This window comes from Dokdonia pacifica, assembly GCF_900188275.1.
GTDB lineage: Bacteria > Bacteroidota > Bacteroidia > Flavobacteriales > Flavobacteriaceae > Dokdonia > Dokdonia pacifica.
On the sequence record NZ_FZNY01000007.1, the window covers coordinates 107,877 to 130,715 of the forward strand.

Sequence of the window (22,839 nt, forward strand, 5' to 3'; positions counted from 1 at the left end):
CGGGAATCTCATCCCACATCCGACTTTTTTTTATGAGCGAAGGCGGGAATCTCATCCCACATTCGTCTTTTATTTTATTTCCACTTTCGTGGAAATCTTATTTTACTTCATGTCTTTAATAACAATTCATATTTTAAAATGAATACCCGTAAAAACAAAAAAAAGTCCTGATAAATAAATCAGGACTTTAAGAGTTTTTGAGTGTATTTATTACAATCACCGTCCCGATTTCAACTGCCCGAAGAAAAAGAAATAGTTATTCCAGTAATAAACGTTTGTAAACATTATGAATTTGTTATGTTGTAAAAGTAGAAAAAAAAGTAAGGTAAACAACATATGTGAATTATTTTTTATCTTTTTTTTCGGTAGTTTCAATTTTTACGCTTGTAACTTATATTTTCACAAAAAAACTACTTGAATAATATAAAATATGTATTATTCTTATTCGTTAGATTTGTAAAAACCTCGCATATGTCTATCGCAGTAAAAAATATTACCAAAACATATCATACCCAAAAAGCATTGGATGATGTTTCTTTTACGCTCACTAAAGGAGAGATTGTAGGTTTTTTAGGACCTAATGGAGCAGGAAAGAGTACAATGATGAAAATCTTAACAACCTACCTTTCCCCTTCTCAAGGAACTGCTTCGGTAAATGAGTATGATACATTAACGCAAACACAAAGTGTACGGAAATCTGTAGGATACTTACCGGAACATAATCCGTTATACTTAGAAATGTACGTACGCGAGTATCTTACATTTAATGCAAATGTGCATAAAGCCAAAAAAGAACGCGTACAAGAAGTCATAGAACTTACAGGTCTTACTCCGGAAGCACATAAAAAAATAGGACAACTTTCAAAAGGATATAGACAACGTGTTGGACTAGCCAATGCCTTATTACACGATCCGGAAGTCCTAATTCTGGATGAACCTACTACGGGTTTAGATCCAAATCAATTATTAGAGATACGAGGACTTATCAAATCTATAGGTAAAGAAAAAACGATTTTAATGAGTACACATATTATGCAAGAAGTAGAAGCTATATGTGATCGTGTCATTATTATCAATAAAGGAAAAATTGTAGCCGATAAAAAACTACAAGAACTTCGAGAAGGACAACAGCAAACCGTTATTGTAGAATTTGATTACCGAGTAGAAACAGTTGCCTTAGAAAGATTAGATAAAGTTGCCTCTGTAAAGAATACACATGATTTTATCTATGAGATTATTTTTAACACAAAAGAAGATATGCGCTCTAGCGTATTTGATTTTGCACATGATAATGAACTTAAAATTTTACAGCTTAACCAAAAAAATGCAAGCCTTGAAAGCCTTTTCTTAGAACTCACTGCAAAATAAAACCCCTTTACATAGTATTACATAAAGGGATTCTAACGCTTACATCAAAAATCAATTCATAACTGAATCGTAAAATCTTGATTCCCTATTGTAACGATGGCAATATTATCACATACGCCATCCCCATAGTTTAGTGTACCGCTCACATTATTACGTGTGATTGCTAAAGTCCCGCTTACAAAATGAGGACAACTAGCTTCTCTACGCAACGTTTCTAACACCTCTCCACTTCTCATAAATCCGTTACTTACTGATGTATTCCAATTACCCGTCACATGAAAGACATTATCTGTCCATGTACCAGATCCTACCCCTTCAATCCACTCTCGCACTCTATTGGCATCACGAATAGCAGTAACATCCTGCTCAGGAAAATACACAGTAATGGCAGAAGTCACATCAGATTCTGGATTGCCATTTTCATTCTCAAAAACGCGTTGTACGGTACCACCCCCAGACACTTCATTTCCATTGTAGGTAAAATTAGTATAGGTATATGTAATGGTACGTGAATTGCCTTGCTCACTAGCATATACTAAATTTACTTGTCCAGATACAATAGCACCATTGGTAAGCTCACAACCATCACCAAAATCTACTAAAACACTACCACTACCATCTCCATTAGGAGTTACAGTAATAACAGCACAATCTGCAAAAAACGAATTTGCAATAGAAGCGCGAGTCTCATCTACATTCTCAATGTATAAATTTTCTACAATAGCATAGCTAGCATCTTCTGTAGTATCTACTTGTGCAGATAATAATAAATCGGCTGCTGTTGGTTCTGCATCTAGACTCGTTACCTCATCTTCATTGTCAGAACATCCAATAGCAATAAGCACCATTACCGCCATACTCAACATTTTAATCATTCCAAATTTTCTCATGGTATTCTAAATTTTATGGTTTACGATTCTATGACTTTAAAAAAAAGAAAACGTTTAATTTCTTCCTGAAATTTGTTTTTCAACCACACTTCATTTTATGTTATTAAATATTGTATCTTTGCACGCTGATAGACAGTCTATCATATACATAAAAATCATTTAAATAATATTGGAATGTATTTAACAAAAGAAGTTAAAGAAGAAATTTTCGAAAAACACGGTAAAGGAAAAAACGATACAGGTTCTGCTGAAGGACAAATTGCATTGTTTACTCACCGTATTAATCACCTAACAGAGCACTTAAAAAATAATCGTAAAGATTATAACACAGAGCGTTCATTAGTAAAGCTAGTAGGTAAGCGTCGTTCACTACTTGATTATTTAATCAAGAAAGATGTATTAAGATACCGTGCTATTATTAAAGAATTAGGTATTAGAAAATAAGAATTACAAGGGGTCTATATGGCCCCTTCTTTTTTACGCTTTCGCGAAAGCGAACACACAACGAAAGTCCTCCGAGACAAGAGGCAGAGAAAGCTAAAGAGCTAGTTTTTCATTGGTCACCACAACTACAACTACAACACAACAACACACGGTTAACCAAAAGAGAATAAATGGTTGACTAGATCAAATGAATTACGCCTAATGAATAGGCGAAAATGAAAAACGAAATTATGATTCCAAAAGTTTACAGAGAGGTTATTGACCTCGGTGATGGTCGTGAGATCACACTAGAAACAGGAAAACTTGCAAAACAAGCGCATGGAAGCGTTGTTGTGCAATCAGGAAAATGTATGCTACTTTGTACAGTAGTATCTAACTACAAACAAGCAGATGTAGATTTTTTACCACTTACGGTAGATTATCGTGAAAAATTTGCTGCTGCTGGACGTTACCCAGGAGGTTTCTTTAAAAGAGAAGCACGTCCAAGTGATGGAGAAGTATTAACAATGCGTCTTGTAGATCGTGTTTTACGTCCATTATTTCCAAAAGATTATCACTCAGAAACACAAGTGATGATCCAATTAATGTCACATGACGAAAATGTAATGCCAGACGCAATGGCTGGTCTTGCAGCTTCTGCAGCTATACAGTTATCTGACTTCCCATTTGAATGCCCAATCTCAGAAGTACGCGTTGCGCGTGTTGATGGTGAGTTTGTAATCAACCCATCTAGAGCACAACTAGCTGATTCTGATATTGACATGATGATTGGTGCATCTGCAGATAGTGTGATGATGGTAGAAGGTGAGATGGATGAAATTTCTGAAGAAGAAATGACAGAAGCGATCAAAGCTGCTCACGAAGCTATTAAAGTACAATGTGCTGCCCAAGTGCGTCTTGCAGAAGCATTTGGAAAGAAAGAAACACGTGAGTACGATCCAGAACGTGAAGATGAAGATCTTAAAAATAAGATTCACGAAATGGCATATGACAAAGTATATGCTGTTGCAAAAGGAGGTTCTTCTAAAAAAGAAAGAGGAATGGCTTTTTCTGAAATTAAAGAAGAAATCAAAGCTACTTTTTCTGAAGAAGAGCTTGAAGATATAGGTGATCTTGTTTCTAAGTATTATAGCAAAGCTGAAAAAGCGGCAATACGTGATTTAACTCTTAATGAAGGATTACGTTTAGATGGTCGTAAGACTACTGAAATCAGACCTATTTGGTGTGAGACAGATTACTTACCATCTGTACATGGATCTTCTGTATTTACACGTGGGGAAACACAAGCACTTGCAACAGTAACATTAGGAACTTCTAGAGAAGCAAATCAAATCGATATGCCATCATATGAAGGTGAAGAAACATTCTATTTACATTACAACTTCCCTCCTTTTTGTACTGGAGAAGCAAGACCAATACGTGGAACTTCTCGTCGTGAAGTAGGACATGGTAATCTTGCACAACGTGCTCTTAAAGGAATGGTTCCTGAAGATTGTCCATACACAGTACGTGTCGTATCAGAAGTATTAGAATCTAACGGTTCTTCGTCTATGGCAACCGTATGTGCTGGAACTATGGCAATGATGGATGCTGGTGTTCAAATGAAAAAACCAGTTTCAGGTATTGCTATGGGACTTATCTCTGATGCAGATTCTGGAAAATATGCAGTACTCTCTGATATCTTAGGTGATGAAGATCACTTAGGAGATATGGACTTTAAAGTAACTGGAACAGCAGATGGTATTACTGCTTGTCAAATGGATATTAAAGTAAAAGGTCTTTCTTATGAGATCTTAGTAAATGCACTTCAACAAGCAAGAGATGGTCGTTTACACATCCTTGAAAAGCTTACAGATACAATTGCTGCTCCAAGAGAAGATGTAAAAGATTACGCTCCTAAAATGGTAACTACTCGTATTCCAAATGAATACATAGGTGCTCTTATAGGACCTGGAGGAAAAGTAATACAAGAGCTTCAAAAAGAGACAGGAACTACTATTGTAATTAATGAAGATCCTGTAACTGAAGAAGGTGTTGTAGAAATTCTAGGAACTGGACAAGATGGTATTGATGCTGTAATGGCAAAAATAGATTCTATTACATTTAAGCCTGTAGTAGGAAACACCTACAAAGTAAAAGTAATTAAGATGCTTGACTTTGGTGCTGTTGTAGAATATCTAGATGCACCTGGAAATGAAGTTTTACTTCACGTTTCTGAAATTGCTTGGGCACGTACAGAAAATGCAAGTGATGTACTTTCTATGGGAGAAGAATTAGAAGTAAAATACTTTGGTATTGATTCTAGAACTCGTAAAGAAAAAGTATCTCGTAAAGCATTACTAGAAAAGCCAGAAGGATGGCAGCCTCGTCCTCCAAGAGATAATGGTGGAAGAGATAATAGAAATCGTGACAACAACAGAGGTCGTGATAATCGTAATCGTGATAGAAAGAGAGATTAACTCTTAAACGATATATAATAGTAAAAGCGGCTGTCTTAATAAGACAGCCGCTTTTTATTTTACTTATTTTATTATTTAAAAAATAATCTAGAATTACTTTTCCTTATTTAATTCTCTATACGCCACTCATTATCAAAAGTGTCGTCAAAACCAACAATTCCATAATTCTTATCATAATAAATCGTATGCATATTTCTTTCTACTCCAAAATAAGTACCTATAGATGCTTCATTTTGTGAATAAATAGTAATTACATTTTCATACACCATACCATTAAAAGATAATTGAGTGGTCGATGCATCAAAATCCAGAACTATCGTTTCTGTAGAAGATATAGTACTGTCATCAATAGCATTCCACAGGACAAACTCAATGATTCCTTTTAATTCATTATCTGGAGTCTTTCCTATCGCAAACGTAAAAACCTTAGAAGGATCTGGAGACCCTAAAAAATCCATTTCAATATTCTGGACATCATATCTAAAAGTATTCTCTCCAGCTCTAAAAGCAAAATTTATTAGTGTAGAAGATCTTGTAGGGCCATTAATGCTCCTTGAGACCTGAAATGATAATTCTTCCCCTTGTTGATTAGTATAGGTCAACACATCTGACACTTCTGGAACATCAACCAGTAAATTTTCTGTATCGGCAGCAGTAAATGGATAGTAATCCACACTTAAATCAGGTTCGTTATCATCATTATTACAGCTACTGAATACAGCTAGTATGATTACTAAAACACAGGTTTTTATATATTTAATTTTCATGATATACTTTTTTAATTATTAAAACATCTTTATCATTTAGAATTCAAAAGCTTAGGCTAAAGTAATTGCAATTAACACTATGAGTGCTTTATTATTCGCCAAATTTTAGATTTAAAACTTGTAATAATTACAAACCTATCTGATTAGATCAACTGTACTATCAAAAAATACAAATCGTTACTAAACATAATTAAAATTATGACAATCAGATATTTACACTAAATCAATTTAGCTATTATTGCTCTCAAAGTAATTCCCGATAATAGTTACCATTGGTTTTTTTTTCAAACCTGTATTTCTTTAGTAATTTGGTATCATCAATACATAAACACATAACTATGAAAATGAAAAAAATACTATTACTTATGCTTGCAACAGTAACTTTATGGAGCTGTAGCAGTGACGATTCTAATGTTCTTCCTGAAAGCTTTGAAAATGGAGTTATCATCTCTATCGCAGATATTACTACAAATGTTATCTTCAATAATAATTTAGATGGAAGATTAGATATAGATCTAGAATATAGAGATGCAGAAAATGGAAGCTTATTAGACAAAGTAGATATTTTTGTTACATTTTTGGATAAAACAGATAACACAGGAAATAATAATGGCGTTATTGAAGAAGAAGTGCTCTTACGCACGGTAGAAAACACAGGTTTCTCTATAGGAGATAATGATTTCCCTGTTCACAACCTTGTAATCACAACTGAGGATTATTTATCTATTACAAATAACACCTTAGATGGCATTACAGCTGGCGATGAATATATCACTCGTTTTGAGGTTACATTAACAGACGGACGTGTATTCTCTACCAATAACACTGGAAGCAACGGAGGACTGATCAGTAACTTTAATGTTGTTACATCTGTAGAATAAAAACTAATAATTGTCATAAAAAAGGGATTGTCTTTTCAAGGTGATCCTTTTTTTATGACCAATATTTCATAATCAATGTAGCTTTTTATAAAAGCTCTTTGACTTATGTGATGGCCCAGCAGTGATAAGAAAAATATTGCCCTCTTTCCTGAAGTATTCTTTTACAATAAGATCTCCATTCTCCATCAACTTAATTTTAATCTTTTCAATATGATTAGTTCCATAAATAATTGGAACTAAAGGAGGCACCTGAACACGTTCTTTGACTAAAGTAATTTTATACTTCTCTTTACTTTTAAATTTCCCTTCATAAATTATGGTCTGTTTTCGTTTAAGGCCCTGTATATCTTCTATAAATGACAGTATTAACTCTCCATTAGTAGTAAACTGTAAATTGACAGTATCTACTTTTTTATCATATAGATTAAACAAATCAAGCAGCTTATATTTCCCGGTATTCAGTATCGTATCATTTTTAATTTCATAAGAATTATTCAATACAGATATTTGAAAACCAGTCTCAAATTCTTGGATATTATCCTTATGAAATGCCGCACTACAGGAACCCAGAAAGCAACATAAAAACAATATTCCTATACATTTATAAAACTTCATAACGATATATTTTAAAAACGATAAAGTACTTTAGGTAAAATAGCGAGTCCTCCTAAATCTTGCTCTATAGCACCTTTTAGTTTATAAGGTGAGTACTGAACATCTGCTCCTATGGTTATATGCGTATTTTCTGTGGGTTGAAATTTCCAATGTAAGCCTGGTGCTACTAAGAAAGACACCAATCCTCTATTTGCATTTTCACCTTCATCATTAAAAAAACTAAATGGTGTTTGAACAAACATACTTGAAATTCCAACGCCTACCCCTAATTCAACTTTACTAACACTGTTTTTTGCAGTAAGGTTTTGACTGAATCTCAAAAATGAGTTTATGATAAAGTCACTTGAAACAGCTTCTACTTGATCTATATTATCTTGATTTTGTATCACAAACTGATCATTTTGAGAAGGTCTTATAAATTGAACTACAATTGAAATAGATTTATTTCGTTTTGCAGGGATATATATATTAATATCTACAAATGGAGAAGGGTTAATAAAATTAGTCAGTTTGCCTTGTGGTAAAAACACCCCTAATCCTATTTCAAATTTGGGACGTTGCCATTCTTTTTCATAGTCCCAATATTCTTTTGTAGTTTTTTTAGATGGTATGGAATCTGATTGAGCAATGGTCAGAAAAGAACATAAACTCATTGCTATGATAAAACATATAGTTTTCATAATTTTTAATTTTAAAAATTTATTAGTGTTTGTTATAATTTTTGGACTTATATTTTCTTCTCTACCTTCCTGTAGTTTTATCAGCACCCTTCTCTTCTTTAGCTCTTAGCTTTCCCATATTCTTCAAATGTTTAAAATGGGATTTCATCATCTCTAGCAATGATTTTTTATGATACGGGACATTAAACTCGCTAGTCGTTTTTTCAATGACTTCATTGATTTGATTATAATTTGTATGGCAAATAGATGGAAATAAATGATGTGCCGCATGGCAATTTGAACCACCACTTAGAAAGCGAGCAAATTTATTATTAGGATTCCAGTCACAACTAGTTTTTAATTGATGTATCGCCCAAGATGATTGCAGCTCATCTGTAAGTGGCTGGTAATATTCTGCTTCATCAAAAAAATGTGTCCCTACTAGCATTACCACAAATACCATTGATGTAAAAGCTGATGTACTAATATATGCAAGAACTATTAACTCTATTGAGAATTCTGAAAATAGGATTGGAACAACAAGAACCAAACTGAAATATAAAATTTTAAATAAAAAATAGCGAACATATAACTGTGAACTAGCTATTCCTTTTCGCATCCATTCATATTCTTTAGAGAATAGATATATCCAATCTCCTACAAATACAGAATGTAATAATGCCAACATATACACAAATGGAGCGTATATATGTTGATAGGCATGTTTTCTAGACCAAGGATGTGATGGAGCTAATCTAAGAAAAGGGTTTTTGTCAATATCTATATCACTTCCTTCTACATTCGCATATAAATGATGAGAACGTATATGTCTTAACCCCCATAATAACGGGTCAATACCTACAGTCAAAAAACTAAAAAAATGTAAGATCTGATTTGCTTGTTTATTCTTAAATGCAGTATTATGAGAAGCATCATGCCCCAAACTAAAACCAATAAGTAAGCCAGAAATTTGAAATACAAAATACAATACCCAAAAAGTAAGATAAGTATCAACCGATAACAAAAAGGCATAAGCCGTATAAGATACTGTAATCCAAAAAAGACCTTTAAACCAAAAAGCGACTCCTCCATATTTTGAATACTCATTTTCTAATTTTTTATACACTCTTTTTCTGAGAGTCGTAAAAAACTCCTTTTCTTCCTCCGATGTTTTAAATTTTCTAAATTTCATAAGTAAATAGTTAAAGTGATTCCCGTATTAAACAGTATTGTATTTGCGCTTAGGTAAGATGTATCACTACATGATTCATTTTAAACTCATAAGCATATAAACACATACCTATTTTGAATTTTATTCTATGCGTTTAAAATGATTTTGATTGCGACGTACTGAGCTATTGAGGAACACGATTATCATAAAAGCTCCAGAATTTTGATTGGCTCCTTGAACAAATAAATCTCCATTAGGTAGGGTTGTTAAGCGAGTTCTTTTAAAATCAAATCGACCTGCTATATATGGAGCACCTATTAATTTTACATTTTTATATTTTAGGTGTACAAATCCGTCTTTTCTTAATTTATATTTTATATCAAATTCATATAAAGATCTTGTAGCGGTATTAAACCTAATTTTCATTTTACGATCATCTATAACATCTATTTCAAAAGATTGTACAACCGTTGTATCTGCTAGTGAAGAGTGTTTACGTAAGTTAAGATGTAAATAATTATAGAATGATTCTCTAAAATCACCATACTCGCTCCGAACTACCTCATTAGCTTGAACAGCGTATGTCCCTTCAATTTCTTTTAGATTTGACGTATTTAATACATTGGGATTGATTGTCTCTTTAGAAAAAGAAGCACAACTTGATAATAACACAAGACCTGCACAACTTATCACAAACAGAAACCTGATGCTAGATATTTGGTAGAAAAAATAGTATAATCTTGAATATTCCATATGATCGTTTTTATTTTCAATTCAAAATTATTGCGGTATTCACATATTTTTAAGTTCAAAATGCAAGATTTTGATTTAATTTTTGTGATTATCACAAAAATTGTATTTTACAACAATGGAACAAGAATTATTTTTAAAAGAAATAAGACAGCTAATACCCACTAACACATCTCTTATAGATGCTGTTGCTGGAGCATTAGATATTAGCTATGATGCAGCTCATAGGAGGACAAATCTTAAAAGCAAGCTCTCGCTACAGGAGAGTATTCAACTTGCAAAACATTTTAAACTATCTTTAGACAAGCTATTTGTAAGCAAGCAAAGTAATTGGGTATCTGTAGAAAAAACCGCCCCTATACGTAATGAAAAAGAGCTTACGGCCTATTTTGAAAATTCATATGCAAACCTCATCCCATTATTAGGTAAAAAAGGATGTAAACTTATCTACTCTGCAAAAGATATTCCTATTTTTTATGATTTAAAAAGCGATACTATGATGCGCTTTAAATTATATGTATGGTTAAAATTACTAGACCTTGACTTTCATTCCGTGAGTTATACTGACTTCACTCCTAGTCTTGACATTCAAGAAATAGCAAAACGTCTAGGAGCGCTCTATGAGGATTTACCTATTACAGAAATATGGGATCTTACAACTATTAATGGTACTTTAAAGCAAATCTACTTTTATTTTAAAGCCGGTCATCTTACAGAAAAAGATGCACTAATGGTCACAGCGAGTCTTAAAGAAACCATCACAACCATCTCTCAACGTGTCATTAAGGATAAAACCTATATGTTTTATTATAATGAGTTGTTATTAATGAATAATAATATTTACGCTCAAGTGGAAGATCAACAATCATTATATATTCCTTTCACATTACTTTCGTATTACCGCACATCTGATAGAATAACCTGTGATCATGCAAAAACATATTTAGATAAGCAATTACAACATTCTAAGCTCTTGAATACGGCAGGAGAAAAGGAAAGGAACTCTTTTTTTAATAAAATTCACAAAAAAATTCAAGCATTAGAACATCTTATAAATGCTTCAGAGACATTAGATTTTGAGTAAAATATACCTGTATACGCTTTCGCGAAAGCAAAATTATATACATTTAATACATGAGTGACGCAACCTTTTTTTATTTAATAGACTATTAAGGTAAGTTTAATAGCTATAAACTGAATAACAAATCATTGGAGAAAACACAACTTATTGCTGGATGCAAAAAAAATGATCTAGCAGCCCAGAAAATGTTATTTCTAAAGTATAAGGATCTTGTATACACAACATCCCTAAAATACTGTAGAAATGAAGCTGAGGCTGAAGATAATGTGCATGATGTTTTTATTGTCATTTTTGAAACGATCCATAAATATAAAAACAAAGGGTCTTTTGAAGGATGGATAAGACGTATTGCAGTTCATAAAGCTGTAGATAAGTTTAGACAGAAAAAAACGACAGACTTACCCTATCAAATAGAAAGCGATACTAGGGAAGTGACTATTGATAAAGAAAATATAGATATACCTGTTGATTTTATATTTAAAGCTATTCAAGAATTACCAGATAGGTATCGTCTTGTATTTAATCTATATCAACTAGATGATTACTCTCATAAAGAGATTGCAAAAATGTTATCTATTTCTATAGGGACTTCAAAGTCTAATTTTCATCGTGCTAAACAAATTTTAAAAGATAAAATACTAGCATTTTCTAGTACCAAAATATTGAATTTATAACCTATGAAACCACAAGAAGATATAGGAAGTTTAATTAAAACGAAACTTCAAGCAACGGAGAAAGTTTCTAATGAGGCTACTTGGGAGCGAATACAGCATTCTTTGGAAAAACGTAAACAAAAAAGAAGATTTGCCTTTTATATAAGATTAGGTTCTGCTGGTTTATTAGTTTTAATAGGCGCTTTATTTTTAATCAATTACGTTAGTGACACCAATAAAAATACAACAACTTTTGATGAAGAAATCGGTATAGAAAATCCTGACACAAAAAGTGTCTCTAAAGAAAAAAAGGCCGATTATAAAGTCTCAACAGAAATCACTACAGGCACAAATCTTGAAAATAAGGAAACCACAGAATTAAAATCTGACATCTCAAAACAGCAAGAAACATTATCCAATACAACTGTAAGTAAAACAGCTACAGAGGGTATTACTGAGACAAAAAAAGAGTCTACAAAAAATACTGAAATACAAACAAAACCAATAGCAATTGCAGAAACTAAAGAAGAAAAACCTGAAACAAATCATTCAAGAAAAGATGGATTAAATACAAAGGTTATAGATACAATTTTAAATAGTAATGATGTTCCTGTTACTCAGACTACTCAAAAAGTATATTACTATTACAATAGTAAAAATGGGCAAGAAATAAGTAGTATGGATAAAGGCGTAATAGATTCGATTGTAAAAGCAAATCAAGTAAAACCAGATTCTCTTAAAACAAACAACTAAGTCCTACTAACAAGAAGAAAAAAATAAACAAAGTAACTTTTCTAGTAAAGGTTACTTTTTTTTATGAAACAACGCAACCATTTGTTGTGATTGTAGTCTATTAAGTATGGAGATATAACCATATTATGGTTATCTTTAAATTTAGAAACAATTATAAATTATAAAGAAAACTAATCTAACTAAACAATCAATCAATATGAACGTTAAAAAATTACTCTTTACTGCCTTAACTGGGTGTATTATATTTTCCTGTGACAGTGATGATAAAGTAACAGATACTGTACAAGACAATGTAGAAACAGGAGCAGTACTTAGAACTATAGAAATTAGAGAAAATTCAATTCCTATAGGTATAGAAAATGGAGAAACTATTATTACTGGAACTGCTCAATTATCTATTACTCTTGAAGAACAAGATCAAGAAGAAGGAGCTTTACTAGAAAGTGTAGATGTATACACTACTTTTACAGATGGTTCTCCAGATACAGGAGATACCTCTATGGCTGTAACAGAAGAAGTATTTTTAGGTAATATCCCTGTAGATTTATTTTCTGATGGACCATTTGGATTACCTAGACTTGATTTTACTATTGAAGCTACAGAATTAATTAGTGCAGTAAATCTTACCCCTAATGCTCTTTTTGGAGGGGATACATTCACTACTAGATTTGCTTTAAATCTAAGTGATGGTCGTACATTCTCAACAAATAATGCAGGTGGAATCATTACTGCTGGTTTCTTTAACTCGCCATTTCAATATGTGACTCCAGTTGTTTGTAATCTAGATACGAATTCTTTTGTTGGAGATTATTTAATAGAAGAGCTTACTCCTTATGTAGATGGACCTACGTTTGCAGATGGTTCTATAGTAGAAGTAACTGTAGGAAACACGGATACAGAACGTGTATTTTTCACTCCAAACTATCCAGATTATTGTTCTACACCTAATGATTTTAATTTATTATTTGTTTGTGGAGAAATTATTATTCCTTTACAAGAAAGTAATTGTGCTTGTAGTTCTGGAGCAGATTATTTTGGACCGACAGATACTCCTGAAAATTATAATGCAGATGATGATACTGAATTCCTTATCACATTTTTAAATGATGTGCAATCTGATTGTGCTACTCCTGAAATCACAACATATCGATTTACTAAACAGTAAATTATCAATAATAAAAACGGGTATTTTAAAAAAAATACCCGTTTTTATTTTATAATGACGCAACCATTTGTCATTATTCAGTCTATTCTAAAACAAACCAAAGTATTGGAGCTCGTCCAACTCATAGAAAAATGCAAAAAAAGTGATCGCAAATCACAGCAAGCCTTATACAATATGTATAAGGACAGGCTTTTTGCACTTTGTTTAAAATATTGTAAGAATCGTGCAGAGGCAGAAGACAACCTTCAAGATTCTTTTATTAAAATATTTCAAAGCATCAAGACCTATAATGGCAAAGGGTCTTTCGAAGGGTGGATGAAACGCATTACTATTAATAGAGCTATAGATCGTTATAAAAAAGAACCATTTATAGAACCTATAACAGATCAACATTTAAAAGAAGACACAACGGTAGATATTGATGAAGCTCCTATAAGTCTGCAACAAATGCTAGCACTTATACAAGAACTTCCTAGTAGATATAGATTGGTATTTAACCTTTATGAACTAGACAATCATACGCATGTGGAGATAAGTGAAATCTTAGGAATTAGCGTAGGCACTTCAAAATCAAATTTGCACAGAGCCAAACTAATTTTAAAAGAAAAAATCACAGCGACACGTACAACCACCCAAAAAAACTCAATTGTAAATGGGTAATAGAAAAGACATAGGCAAATTATTCAATGAGCAGTTCAAAGATTTTGAACAGGCACCTAGTGCAGACTTATGGGATACTATTGCTTCCGAACTAGATCAGAAAAGTGATCGAAAAATAGCTCCATTTTGGTTATACTTTGGAGGTGTTTTAATTGTAGGAATGTTAACAGGTATATTATACTGGGCTCCTTGGGACACACTAACATCACCAAAAACAAATGATCAACCTATAGTTAATGCTACTCAGGCTCCTATACCTGATGCTACAACGCCTACCTCATCATCGTCTTCTATAGAGAATACCACAACTAATGCAGAACATACTTCTAATACGTCTTCAAGTAATATATCTTCAAAAACAACTTCAGATCAAAATATAACAGAAAATACAACAGTACAAACCGATACTAATAATACATCTTTAACAACAAATACAGCTGGTGTTAGTACACCTCCTCAAAACACAAATTCAAATAACACGCAAATAGTAAGTACTGATAAAAATACTAGTCGCACCAATAATGCTACTTCAAATCAAACGGGTAGATACACTACTGCTCAAAACGATGAAAAAACGACATCGATTATAGAAGTGTTGCGTACTATGAAAAGTGCTTCTCAAGAAGCGCGAGAGAAAAAAGAACTTGAGGCAAAAACAGCATATCAAGCAAAAATTAAAGAAGAATTAGCCTTAGCAATAGCCGCACAAAAAGAGGATAATAAAATTGCAGCTCAAAAATGGCTAGATTCTTTACAAGCAATAGAAAAAGCTGAAAAAATAAAAAAAGCTGCTCTTGCTACTACTACTAAGGAAGAAGAAAAACCAATTAAGAAAAAAGTTCCAAAACTTCCTAAAACAGAAGAAGAGCGAGAAAAAGATCGTAAAGAATCTGTAAATTATAAATTTGCAGTATCACCATACACTAGTATATTAAGCTATGGATCTCTTACTAAAGGATCTTCTATAGACAATAGACTCGTAGATAATCCAAGAGATGCTATAGGAACTATAGGATATGGGATAAGAGCAGATTATAGGCTTTCTGAAAGATCCAGTATTCGTTTCGGGATAGGTCTAGCCCCATTACAATACAGAACAGATGATTTTCAAGTACTTATTACAAATAATAATGTTAATATATTTCAACTTTCCGGGATTGATCCTCAAAACCTAGGACAAACAGGTGGCATTGAACCAAGTCCTGAAGCGTTAGCTTTTTTCAATTCTAATAATGTTGTTAGTATAGAACAAAACATATCGTATGTAGAAGTCCCTATTGATTATCAATATCGTTTTTTAAACAAAAGGGTTTCTATGAGTTTTAATTCGGGATTAAGTTTATTTGTATTAACAAACAATAGGGTATTTGCAACTGCAAATAGCGGAGAAAGTATTTTTATTGGTAGAGAAACTAGCCTGAAAGATTTAAGTTTAGCTCTAAATTTAGGTCTAGGGACTCAATACAATTTTTCTAAAAATTGGAGATTTGATGTAGAACCTGCTTTTAAATATCAACTTAATCCGTATACCGAAAACATAGGTAATTTTAAACCTTATTATTTTGGGTTGCAATTTGGCATTTCATACAAATTCTAGATTTCCTGATATAGTAACCCATGTTCATACCCTTCTCTTTTGAGTAGGTTGATATGTGATTTAAAAACTTGAAATAAATTTTCTTCCACTCTATAGTTTATATTGTAACGAAATGCTACATCTTTCAAAATAGGTGTGATATTCACATAATGCACATGATTTACCTCCGGAAAAAGATGGTGAATTACATGGTGATTAAAGCCTCCAAAAAAGAAATTAGTTAACTTATTTTTTGTACAAAAATCAGAGGTAGTAGCTATTTGATGCGTAGACCAGGTATGATCAAAATTCCCATCTATATTAGGAGTAGGAAATTCGTGATGATCTCCTACATGAGTTGATACTAATGCAATACTAATAATCATCCCAGAGAAAATATTCATCATTAAAAAACCAAGAAATACACTCCAGCTAATCCCAAGTACAAAAAGTGGAATAAAAAGTATAATTCCTATATACAAACATTTAAATAAAATTATTTTTGAGAATGTTCCTTTTGGATGTTTCTTTATAATTTTCTTCCCAAATCGTTGCGTATAGAAATCCTGAAAGTCTCTAATCAAAAACCAATTAAGGGTATAACTAAAAATTAAAAGTATAGGCGTATATATATGTTGATATTTATGAAACTTCAAGTATACATCTTTAGGGAAAATACGCACCAATTTTGACTGTTTAATATCACTATCAAAGTCTATCACATTTGGATATGGATGATGCGCATAAATATGTCTTATGCGCCATATATAAGAGTTACCTCCTAATAAATCAAAAACAATAGCATAGCGTTTATTTACAGATTGCCTTTTTGAAATAGAACCATGAGCAGCGTCGTGCCCTACATTTAAACCCAATAGTATTGCCAAAATTCCTAAAACCGCATAACAAGTATATAATACAACTGTATACTTTCCAAAAATGATAAGACTACTATATGTCAATATATAGATACTTATAAGGCTCCAAGCTTTCACATACCAAAATGATGTAGCTTTCTTAGTTAACCCCTTTTCTATAAAGTACGTATTAACCTCTGCTCTTAAATACTGAAAAAAAGCATCATCTTTTTTAAATCTAAGTGGTGGCATTTCTTTTTTCATAATCTCTTTTTAATAACCATAAAGTATAATCTCCAGAAGTATTTACAACGCTATCATAACATTCAAAGCCATAGCGTTCAAAAAGAATTTTATTTCTTCTTACAGAAGTTTGTATATAAATAGGCAACTGCTGTTTTTCACTTTGTTCAAATAAAAAATCTCTCAATTGAATAATAGTTTGCGTACTTTTTTCTTCAGGGCTTACCGCAATAATTAAACAATAGAGATGAGGAATATTTGGTGTCTTTTTCTTAATTAATTGTTGCAATCTGCAAATTCTAGGTATTTTAAAAATGTCTACTACAGAAGAAATAAAAAAAGAATAGACTCCTATTTTTTTCATAACATCACTAAGTGTACTTCTTCCGCCTCTTTTGTAAAATAACAAGACTCCTTTAGTATCAGAATGCAGATATGCACCTTTATATAACATAGCAAATCGTATACAAAAGCTATATAAGTTGTATAACCTCTTTTTACAAGCCCCAGTCATCCATAAAAGATTTGGGTTTTCAATCATTGATTTTCTTAAAACCTCTAGCGCTATAATCTTATTATGTGGTTGTATTGAATAAATCATCTTGACACATTTTAAAGTTTATATTTAATTCCTAATGAAATAGCTCTATTCTTAATACTTTCTCCTCTAAATTCTCCACTATTTAAGTAGCTAGAATCTAAGTAGACAAATGTAGTATCTGTAACAACAGCATAAGAGAGAATCACATTAAAAGCATACCCAAGATTAGTGGCATCACCCGTAGAAAAAACGTCTTGTTGCACATTATCAGAGAGCACAAAACTATACATAGGGCCTAATGCTGCTTGTCCTCTTAGTTTTCCTTTTCCAAAAGCAAACATCAATTGTACAGGGACTGATAAGCTATTTCTTTCATATCGATCTGCATTGAACTCTTCAAATGATAAAATGGTGTTACCACCTGTAACATCTACAAATGTCCCTAATGGTTCAACAGACACTTGAGCTGTTTGATAGTATTGTATTTTTGAACGTATCCCCCAGCTATTAGCAAAGTAATACTCCCCTAAAACACTAATCATAAAACTTCGTTCATCATCATAAAGATTAGGAGGCGACGCAAGTGGAGATATTGAACGATCTACAAAAGGACGTTTTATGATATCTGCATATGTGTACCCTATATCAACACCTACAAATACATCACCTTTTTGACCAAAAACTAGTGTACTCATACTTATACATAGTATTAAAAATAAACATTTCATTTGCTCACTATTTTACGATTAACTCCATCCAAATTAACTTTATATGCTTAATTGCTTTTCCATTTATTACCAAATTCTTATCTTAAATTTTGCATTTTTTGCAAATACAATATCAATTAAGTGTTATATTTTTAAAATATGCAACAAACATTCATACAACATCTTAAAAATCAATTACCTGAAGATCGCTCTATTATAGATGAGATAGCAGACATTCTTAATATTAACTATGACGCTGCATACAGAAGGGTAAATAACAAAACAAACTTATCGTTAGAAGAAGCGGTTATTTTAGCAAAACACTTTAAGATCTCTCTTAATAAATTATTTGAGGTAGGGTCACAGCAAACACTCATTGCTGAAAAATCACCAAAAATTGTAAATACAGCAGGTCTAGAAGGCTATTTCAAAGCCTCTCTACAAAACTTAGCACCACTCACTAAAATGAAAAGTGCTTCTATTACGTATTCAGCAAAAGACATCCCGCTATTTTACACGCTTACAGATTCGTTTCTAACTCGATATAAAATATACGTATGGCTTAAGTTTTTAAATGAAGATGGCAGTATGGCTAAAACTACTTTTGAAGATTTTATAAAACATATTCCAACTTCTTTATTGGAAAGCGCTTTTGCCTTAGGAGAGACCTACAATTATATTTCAATTACTGAGTTTTGGAATGACAACACGATTAATGGAACATTACAACAAATATTGTATTACTTTGAAACAGGCCTATTATCTAAAGAGCTAGCATTAAATATATGTAAAGACTTATCCTATATTGTAGATCATGTAGAAAGACAAACCATTAACCAAACGATTATCAACTCTAAAAATAATGCAGCTTATAAATTGTATAAAAGTGATTTATTAACCATGAGTAATACTATTATGGTAAAAACAAATCATCAAAAAGTATTCTTTACTCCATTTACGGTATTGACCTATTTTAAAATTCAGCACGGGCAAACCTGTGAAGAAATGGATCGTTTTTTTCAAAAACAGATGCTTAATTCAAAACTCCTTGTAAACGCGGGAGAAAGAGACCGATCTCTATTTTTTAATAAAATGCATCAAAAAATAAAATCAGTCATAGAACGTATCAATGCAGACAATGATTCTATTGTATTTTAAGGGGTTACGTACGCTTTCGCGAAAGCGTATAGAAGATTATTTTAAAAAAATATAAAAATAAAATAAAGTTTTTGTAACATTATACGACTTTAATACGTATAACAAGTACAACACTCAAACTAAAGTTGATTTTTACATGAGACAACTCAAAATTACCAAGCAGGTTACTAACCGTGAGACTGCTTCCCTGGACAAATACCTACAAGAAATTGGAAAAGTTGACCTGATTACCGCAGATGAAGAGGTGGAGTTAGCACAGCGTATTAAAGCAGGAGATCAACGTGCATTAGAGAAATTAACAAAAGCAAACTTACGTTTTGTTGTATCTGTTGCAAAGCAATACCAAAACCAAGGGTTAACATTACCAGATTTAATTAATGAAGGAAACCTTGGACTTATCAAAGCAGCACAACGTTTTGATGAAACACGTGGGTTTAAATTTATATCATATGCTGTATGGTGGATTCGTCAATCTATCTTACAAGCTCTAGCAGAGCAATCTCGTATTGTACGTTTACCATTAAATAAGATTGGTTCTATAAATAAAATTAATAAGACATATGCTTTTCTTGAGCAAGCTCATGAGCGCCCACCAAGTGCTGAAGAGATTGCAAAAGAACTAGATATGACTATTAATGACGTAAAAGAATCTATGAAAAACTCTGGTCGTCACGTAAGTATGGATGCACCTCTTGTAGAAGGAGAAGATTCAAACTTATATGATGTATTACGTTCTGGAGAATCACCAAATCCTGATCGTGAATTATTACACGAATCATTACGTACAGAGATTGAACGTGCACTTGAAACATTAACGCCTCGTGAGGCTGATGTTATTCGTTTATACTTCGGTTTAGGAGATCAACATCCTATGACTCTAGAAGAAATAGGTGAAACATTTGACCTTACTCGTGAGCGTGTACGTCAGATTAAAGAAAAAGCAATACGTAGATTAAAACATACATCTCGTAGTAAAATATTAAAAACTTATTTAGGATAATATTCCTAATTACGGCAACAACAGTTTATCATAACTGTTCGTTTTTTGATTGATGAATGAATCCTCGGCTGATTACCGGGGATTTTTTTTGTACCTTGTCTTTATAATAACTAATCCCCCAAATTACACTTATGCTTTATAGTATATGTTATGTAAGCACTTTAAGCAACACCCTAGAAGATAATGAGTTAAAAGAATTATTTGACTTTTGCTCTTCTAAAAATATTTCTAAAGGCATCACTGGTGTATTATTACATAATTCTGGTAATTTCTTACAATATTTTGAAGGAGATGAAGTAAGAATAAAAGAGCTTTATTATTCAAAAATTAAGAAAGACACTAGACATAAAAATATCATAACCCTTTTTGAGAAGACTATAGATGTTCAATACTTCACAGGGTATGAGGCTGGTTTTACATCTATTATAGGTGAAAATCAGACTAGAAGTTTACGCTCCTACCTTAATTTACTTAACTATCTAGATTCGGCAGAAATGGAAGCGCTTTCTAAAACAGTGAATTCTTTTTTAAGTGCTGGATAGAATTCTAAAAAAGATGTAGTTTTACAATAAATACAAACTCCTATCTATGTCTGAAAAATTAATAGCCCCTTCCGTACTTGCCGCAGATTTTGCAAATCTACAACGTGATGTAGAAATGATAAACAATAGTGATGCAGATTGGTTTCATATAGATATCATGGATGGTGTTTTTGTACCCAATATCTCTTTTGGCATGCCTGTATTACGGGATATTGTAAAACATGCTTCAAAGACAATTGATGTACATCTCATGATTGTAGAGCCAGATAGGTATATTCAAAAATTTGCAGATTTAGGGAGTAACATCCTTACTGTACATTATGAAGCATGTACGCATTTACATCGAACTATACAAGCAATTAAGGCTACAGGAATGAAAGCTGGAGTAGCTCTTAATCCACATACTAGTGTTCACTTACTAGAAGACGTTATTCAAGATTTAGATATGGTTTGCCTTATGAGTGTTAATCCTGGTTTTGGAGGGCAAAGCTTTATAGAAAACACCTATGCTAAAGTAAGTGCTCTTAAAGAGATTATTACTCGCAAAAATGCATCAACACTTATAGAAATAGATGGAGGTGTCACAAATAAAAATGCAAAACAATTAGTAGCTGCTGGTGCAGATGTACTTGTAGCTGGAAGTTATGTATTTAAGTCTGACGATCCGATTACTACAGTAAAAGAATTAAGAAAGCTTGTAAATTAATTATTGAGATTGAGTATATTACATAGAATAATGTAATATATGTCAGAACCTGCTTTTACAACTTGGACTTCATTGTTTTTAATAGTGAGTGCGATAGGGTCTTTCTTATCCATCCTTTTATTTACAGATAAAAATGGCAAAAAAAACAATTGGCCTATTGCCTTTATTATTTTAGGATTCTCATTAGTCTTAATTCAATATGTTCTGATTTGGACACACTATAAAAATGAATACCCATATGTTTATTTTTTTGATGATGTATGGTACTTTTTCTTTGGCCCTCTGTTTTATGTATACATTCTAAAATTCTATATAAAAGAATACAAAATCAATGTTATCCATTTTATCATACCTGTCATATATTCTGTAATGGCTGTCATTTACTTTGTAAAAACAGCAGGTTTTACTCAATTTGAAGGAATTAAAGAAGAGGTTTTATTTAAACTCTATTGGACATTAAAATCTCCTTGGGTAGGTATAGGTATACTCATTATATATATCATAGTATGTTATGATTTTATAAAAATACACAAGCCATCAAAAGAAAATTTAGCGACTCAATTACGTAGTAAATGGATTACTTTTCTCCTCTCTTTATTTAGTCTTTTTGTCTTTGCATATATAAGCTATTATGTACTAGTTAAATTTTCGTTCTTTAATGCTACATGGGATTATGCAATTAGTTTTACTATGGCAATAGGAGTATATGGTATAGGTTACATGGTATATATGGAACCAAAAATATTTAATGGAGAATTACTTACAAGTCTTTTTGAGCCTCCTAAAAAAGAAAAAGAAACATTACGTTTAGAAACTAAAAAAGAATTTTACAAACAACTTACCCAATACATAGAGACCACTAAACCTTATTTAAATAATGATTTAAGACTGGTAGATATTGCATCTCATCTAGGATTACCTACACATATTGTCTCACAACTTATCAATGAAATAGCTCAAAAAAACTTTAATCAATTTATTAATGACTATCGTTTAAAAGAAGCTGAGAATCTTCTAAAAAATGAACCTGACATGAGTATTCATCAAATGTATTTTCATCTAGGTTTTAATAGCAGAACTACTTTTTACAATGTTTTTAAAAATAAACACAATTGTACTCCGCTTGAATACAAGTCTTTAAACAGGAGTAAAACTTTGTCGTGACATGGTAACCTTTATAATTTTGGACAACT

The 22,839-nt window shown here is 32.0% G+C and carries 24 protein-coding genes; 15 read left to right on the plus strand and 9 right to left on the minus strand.

Going from position 1 to position 22,839, the window contains the following annotated elements; genetic code table 11:
* The first annotated feature begins 471 nt into the window (after positions 1 to 471).
* Complete coding sequence (gene gldA / locus CHB80_RS19055; protein ID WP_089373109.1) at positions 472 to 1,368, plus strand: gliding motility-associated ABC transporter ATP-binding subunit GldA; 897 nt, start codon at positions 472 to 474, stop codon at positions 1,366 to 1,368.
* A 56-nt stretch (positions 1,369 to 1,424) separates the two neighbouring features.
* Here the strand turns inward: gldA and CHB80_RS19060 are convergent, their stop codons facing one another.
* Entirely contained in the window at positions 1,425 to 2,258 is an 834-nt protein-coding gene (locus CHB80_RS19060; RefSeq protein ID WP_089373110.1) for a hypothetical protein, read from the minus strand.
* A 174-nt stretch (positions 2,259 to 2,432) separates the two neighbouring features.
* Between CHB80_RS19060 and rpsO the strand changes: the two genes are divergently transcribed.
* A complete protein-coding gene (gene rpsO, locus CHB80_RS19065; protein WP_089373111.1) occupies positions 2,433 to 2,702 on the plus strand; it encodes a 30S ribosomal protein S15 in 270 nt (89 codons plus the stop codon).
* A gap of 230 nt (positions 2,703 to 2,932) precedes the next feature.
* Positions 2,933 to 5,161: a polyribonucleotide nucleotidyltransferase gene (locus tag CHB80_RS19070; protein ID WP_089373112.1), complete on the plus strand. Its 2,229-nt coding sequence runs from the start codon at positions 2,933 to 2,935 to the stop codon at positions 5,159 to 5,161.
* Positions 5,162 to 5,268: 107 nt separating this feature from the next.
* On the opposite strand, the gene CHB80_RS19075 is transcribed toward CHB80_RS19070, so the two are convergent.
* Positions 5,269 to 5,928 (minus strand): hypothetical protein, encoded by a 660-nt coding sequence (locus CHB80_RS19075; protein ID WP_089373113.1) that lies wholly within the window; start codon positions 5,926 to 5,928, stop codon positions 5,269 to 5,271.
* Between the two features lie 338 nt (positions 5,929 to 6,266).
* Between CHB80_RS19075 and CHB80_RS19080 the strand changes: the two genes are divergently transcribed.
* Positions 6,267 to 6,809 carry a hypothetical protein gene (locus CHB80_RS19080; RefSeq protein ID WP_089373114.1) on the plus strand — a complete coding sequence of 181 codons (543 nt, stop codon included), beginning with the start codon at positions 6,267 to 6,269 and terminating at the stop codon, positions 6,807 to 6,809.
* A gap of 72 nt (positions 6,810 to 6,881) precedes the next feature.
* Here CHB80_RS19080 and CHB80_RS19085 read toward each other — a convergent pair whose 3' ends face one another.
* The 4 genes from CHB80_RS19085 to CHB80_RS19100 form a co-directional block, all read right to left on the minus strand.
* Positions 6,882 to 7,424, minus strand: coding sequence for a hypothetical protein (locus CHB80_RS19085; protein ID WP_089373115.1), 543 nt, complete (start codon positions 7,422 to 7,424; stop codon positions 6,882 to 6,884).
* 11 nt (positions 7,425 to 7,435) lie between these two features.
* On the minus strand, positions 7,436 to 8,104 hold the full coding sequence (locus tag CHB80_RS19090; protein WP_143337187.1) for a hypothetical protein: 669 nt from the start codon (positions 8,102 to 8,104) through the stop codon (positions 7,436 to 7,438).
* Between the two features lie 61 nt (positions 8,105 to 8,165).
* Positions 8,166 to 9,275, minus strand: coding sequence for a fatty acid desaturase family protein (locus CHB80_RS19095; RefSeq protein WP_089373117.1), 1,110 nt, complete (start codon positions 9,273 to 9,275; stop codon positions 8,166 to 8,168).
* Between the two features lie 120 nt (positions 9,276 to 9,395).
* A complete protein-coding gene (locus tag CHB80_RS19100) occupies positions 9,396 to 10,007 on the minus strand; it encodes a hypothetical protein (RefSeq protein WP_089373118.1) in 612 nt (203 codons plus the stop codon).
* 115 nt (positions 10,008 to 10,122) lie between these two features.
* On the opposite strand from CHB80_RS19100, the gene CHB80_RS19105 reads away from it, so the two are divergent.
* From CHB80_RS19105 to CHB80_RS19130, 6 genes are all read left to right on the plus strand, one after another.
* Entirely contained in the window at positions 10,123 to 11,088 is a 966-nt protein-coding gene (locus tag CHB80_RS19105; RefSeq protein WP_089373119.1) for a hypothetical protein, read from the plus strand.
* 125 nt (positions 11,089 to 11,213) lie between these two features.
* A complete protein-coding gene (locus tag CHB80_RS19110; protein WP_089373120.1) occupies positions 11,214 to 11,759 on the plus strand; it encodes an RNA polymerase sigma factor in 546 nt (181 codons plus the stop codon).
* A gap of 3 nt (positions 11,760 to 11,762) precedes the next feature.
* Positions 11,763 to 12,491, plus strand: a complete 729-nt coding sequence (locus tag CHB80_RS19115; protein WP_089373121.1) for a hypothetical protein — start codon at positions 11,763 to 11,765, stop codon at positions 12,489 to 12,491.
* Between the two features lie 196 nt (positions 12,492 to 12,687).
* The gene (locus CHB80_RS19120) at positions 12,688 to 13,656 is read left to right on the plus strand and encodes a hypothetical protein (RefSeq protein ID WP_089373122.1); all 969 of its coding nucleotides are present in this window, start codon (positions 12,688 to 12,690) and stop codon (positions 13,654 to 13,656) included.
* Positions 13,657 to 13,710: 54 nt separating this feature from the next.
* Positions 13,711 to 14,316: an RNA polymerase sigma factor gene (locus CHB80_RS19125; protein WP_308489767.1), complete on the plus strand. Its 606-nt coding sequence runs from the start codon at positions 13,711 to 13,713 to the stop codon at positions 14,314 to 14,316.
* Positions 14,309 to 15,913 (plus strand): outer membrane beta-barrel protein, encoded by a 1,605-nt coding sequence (locus CHB80_RS19130; RefSeq protein ID WP_089373123.1) that lies wholly within the window; start codon positions 14,309 to 14,311, stop codon positions 15,911 to 15,913. Before CHB80_RS19125 ends, CHB80_RS19130 begins: the two co-directional genes overlap by 8 nt.
* Here the strand turns inward: CHB80_RS19130 and CHB80_RS19135 are convergent.
* The 3 genes from CHB80_RS19135 to CHB80_RS19145 are packed head-to-tail and all read right to left on the minus strand — an operon-like array spanning position 15,910 to position 18,261.
* Positions 15,910 to 17,013, minus strand: a complete 1,104-nt coding sequence (locus CHB80_RS19135) for a fatty acid desaturase family protein (RefSeq protein ID WP_089373124.1) — start codon at positions 17,011 to 17,013, stop codon at positions 15,910 to 15,912. The genes CHB80_RS19130 and CHB80_RS19135 overlap by 4 nt on opposite strands.
* On the minus strand, positions 16,988 to 17,593 hold the full coding sequence (locus CHB80_RS19140; RefSeq protein WP_089373125.1) for a hypothetical protein: 606 nt from the start codon (positions 17,591 to 17,593) through the stop codon (positions 16,988 to 16,990). Before CHB80_RS19140 ends, CHB80_RS19135 begins: the two co-directional genes overlap by 26 nt.
* Before the next feature lie 11 nt (positions 17,594 to 17,604).
* Positions 17,605 to 18,261, minus strand: coding sequence for an outer membrane beta-barrel protein (locus CHB80_RS19145; protein WP_143337188.1), 657 nt, complete (start codon positions 18,259 to 18,261; stop codon positions 17,605 to 17,607).
* Positions 18,262 to 18,399: 138 nt separating this feature from the next.
* On the opposite strand from CHB80_RS19145, the gene CHB80_RS19150 reads away from it, so the two are divergent.
* From CHB80_RS19150 to CHB80_RS19170, 5 genes are all read left to right on the plus strand, one after another.
* Complete coding sequence (locus CHB80_RS19150; RefSeq protein ID WP_089373127.1) at positions 18,400 to 19,398, plus strand: hypothetical protein; 999 nt, start codon at positions 18,400 to 18,402, stop codon at positions 19,396 to 19,398.
* A 136-nt stretch (positions 19,399 to 19,534) separates the two neighbouring features.
* The gene (locus CHB80_RS19155; RefSeq protein WP_089373128.1) at positions 19,535 to 20,398 is read left to right on the plus strand and encodes a sigma-70 family RNA polymerase sigma factor; all 864 of its coding nucleotides are present in this window, start codon (positions 19,535 to 19,537) and stop codon (positions 20,396 to 20,398) included.
* Positions 20,399 to 20,529: 131 nt separating this feature from the next.
* Complete coding sequence (locus tag CHB80_RS19160) at positions 20,530 to 20,940, plus strand: BLUF domain-containing protein (protein WP_089373129.1); 411 nt, start codon at positions 20,530 to 20,532, stop codon at positions 20,938 to 20,940.
* A 46-nt stretch (positions 20,941 to 20,986) separates the two neighbouring features.
* A complete protein-coding gene (gene rpe, locus CHB80_RS19165) occupies positions 20,987 to 21,646 on the plus strand; it encodes a ribulose-phosphate 3-epimerase (protein WP_089373130.1) in 660 nt (219 codons plus the stop codon).
* A gap of 39 nt (positions 21,647 to 21,685) precedes the next feature.
* Positions 21,686 to 22,810 carry a helix-turn-helix domain-containing protein gene (locus CHB80_RS19170; protein WP_089373131.1) on the plus strand — a complete coding sequence of 375 codons (1,125 nt, stop codon included), beginning with the start codon at positions 21,686 to 21,688 and terminating at the stop codon, positions 22,808 to 22,810.
* Positions 22,811 to 22,839 lie beyond the last annotated feature (29 nt).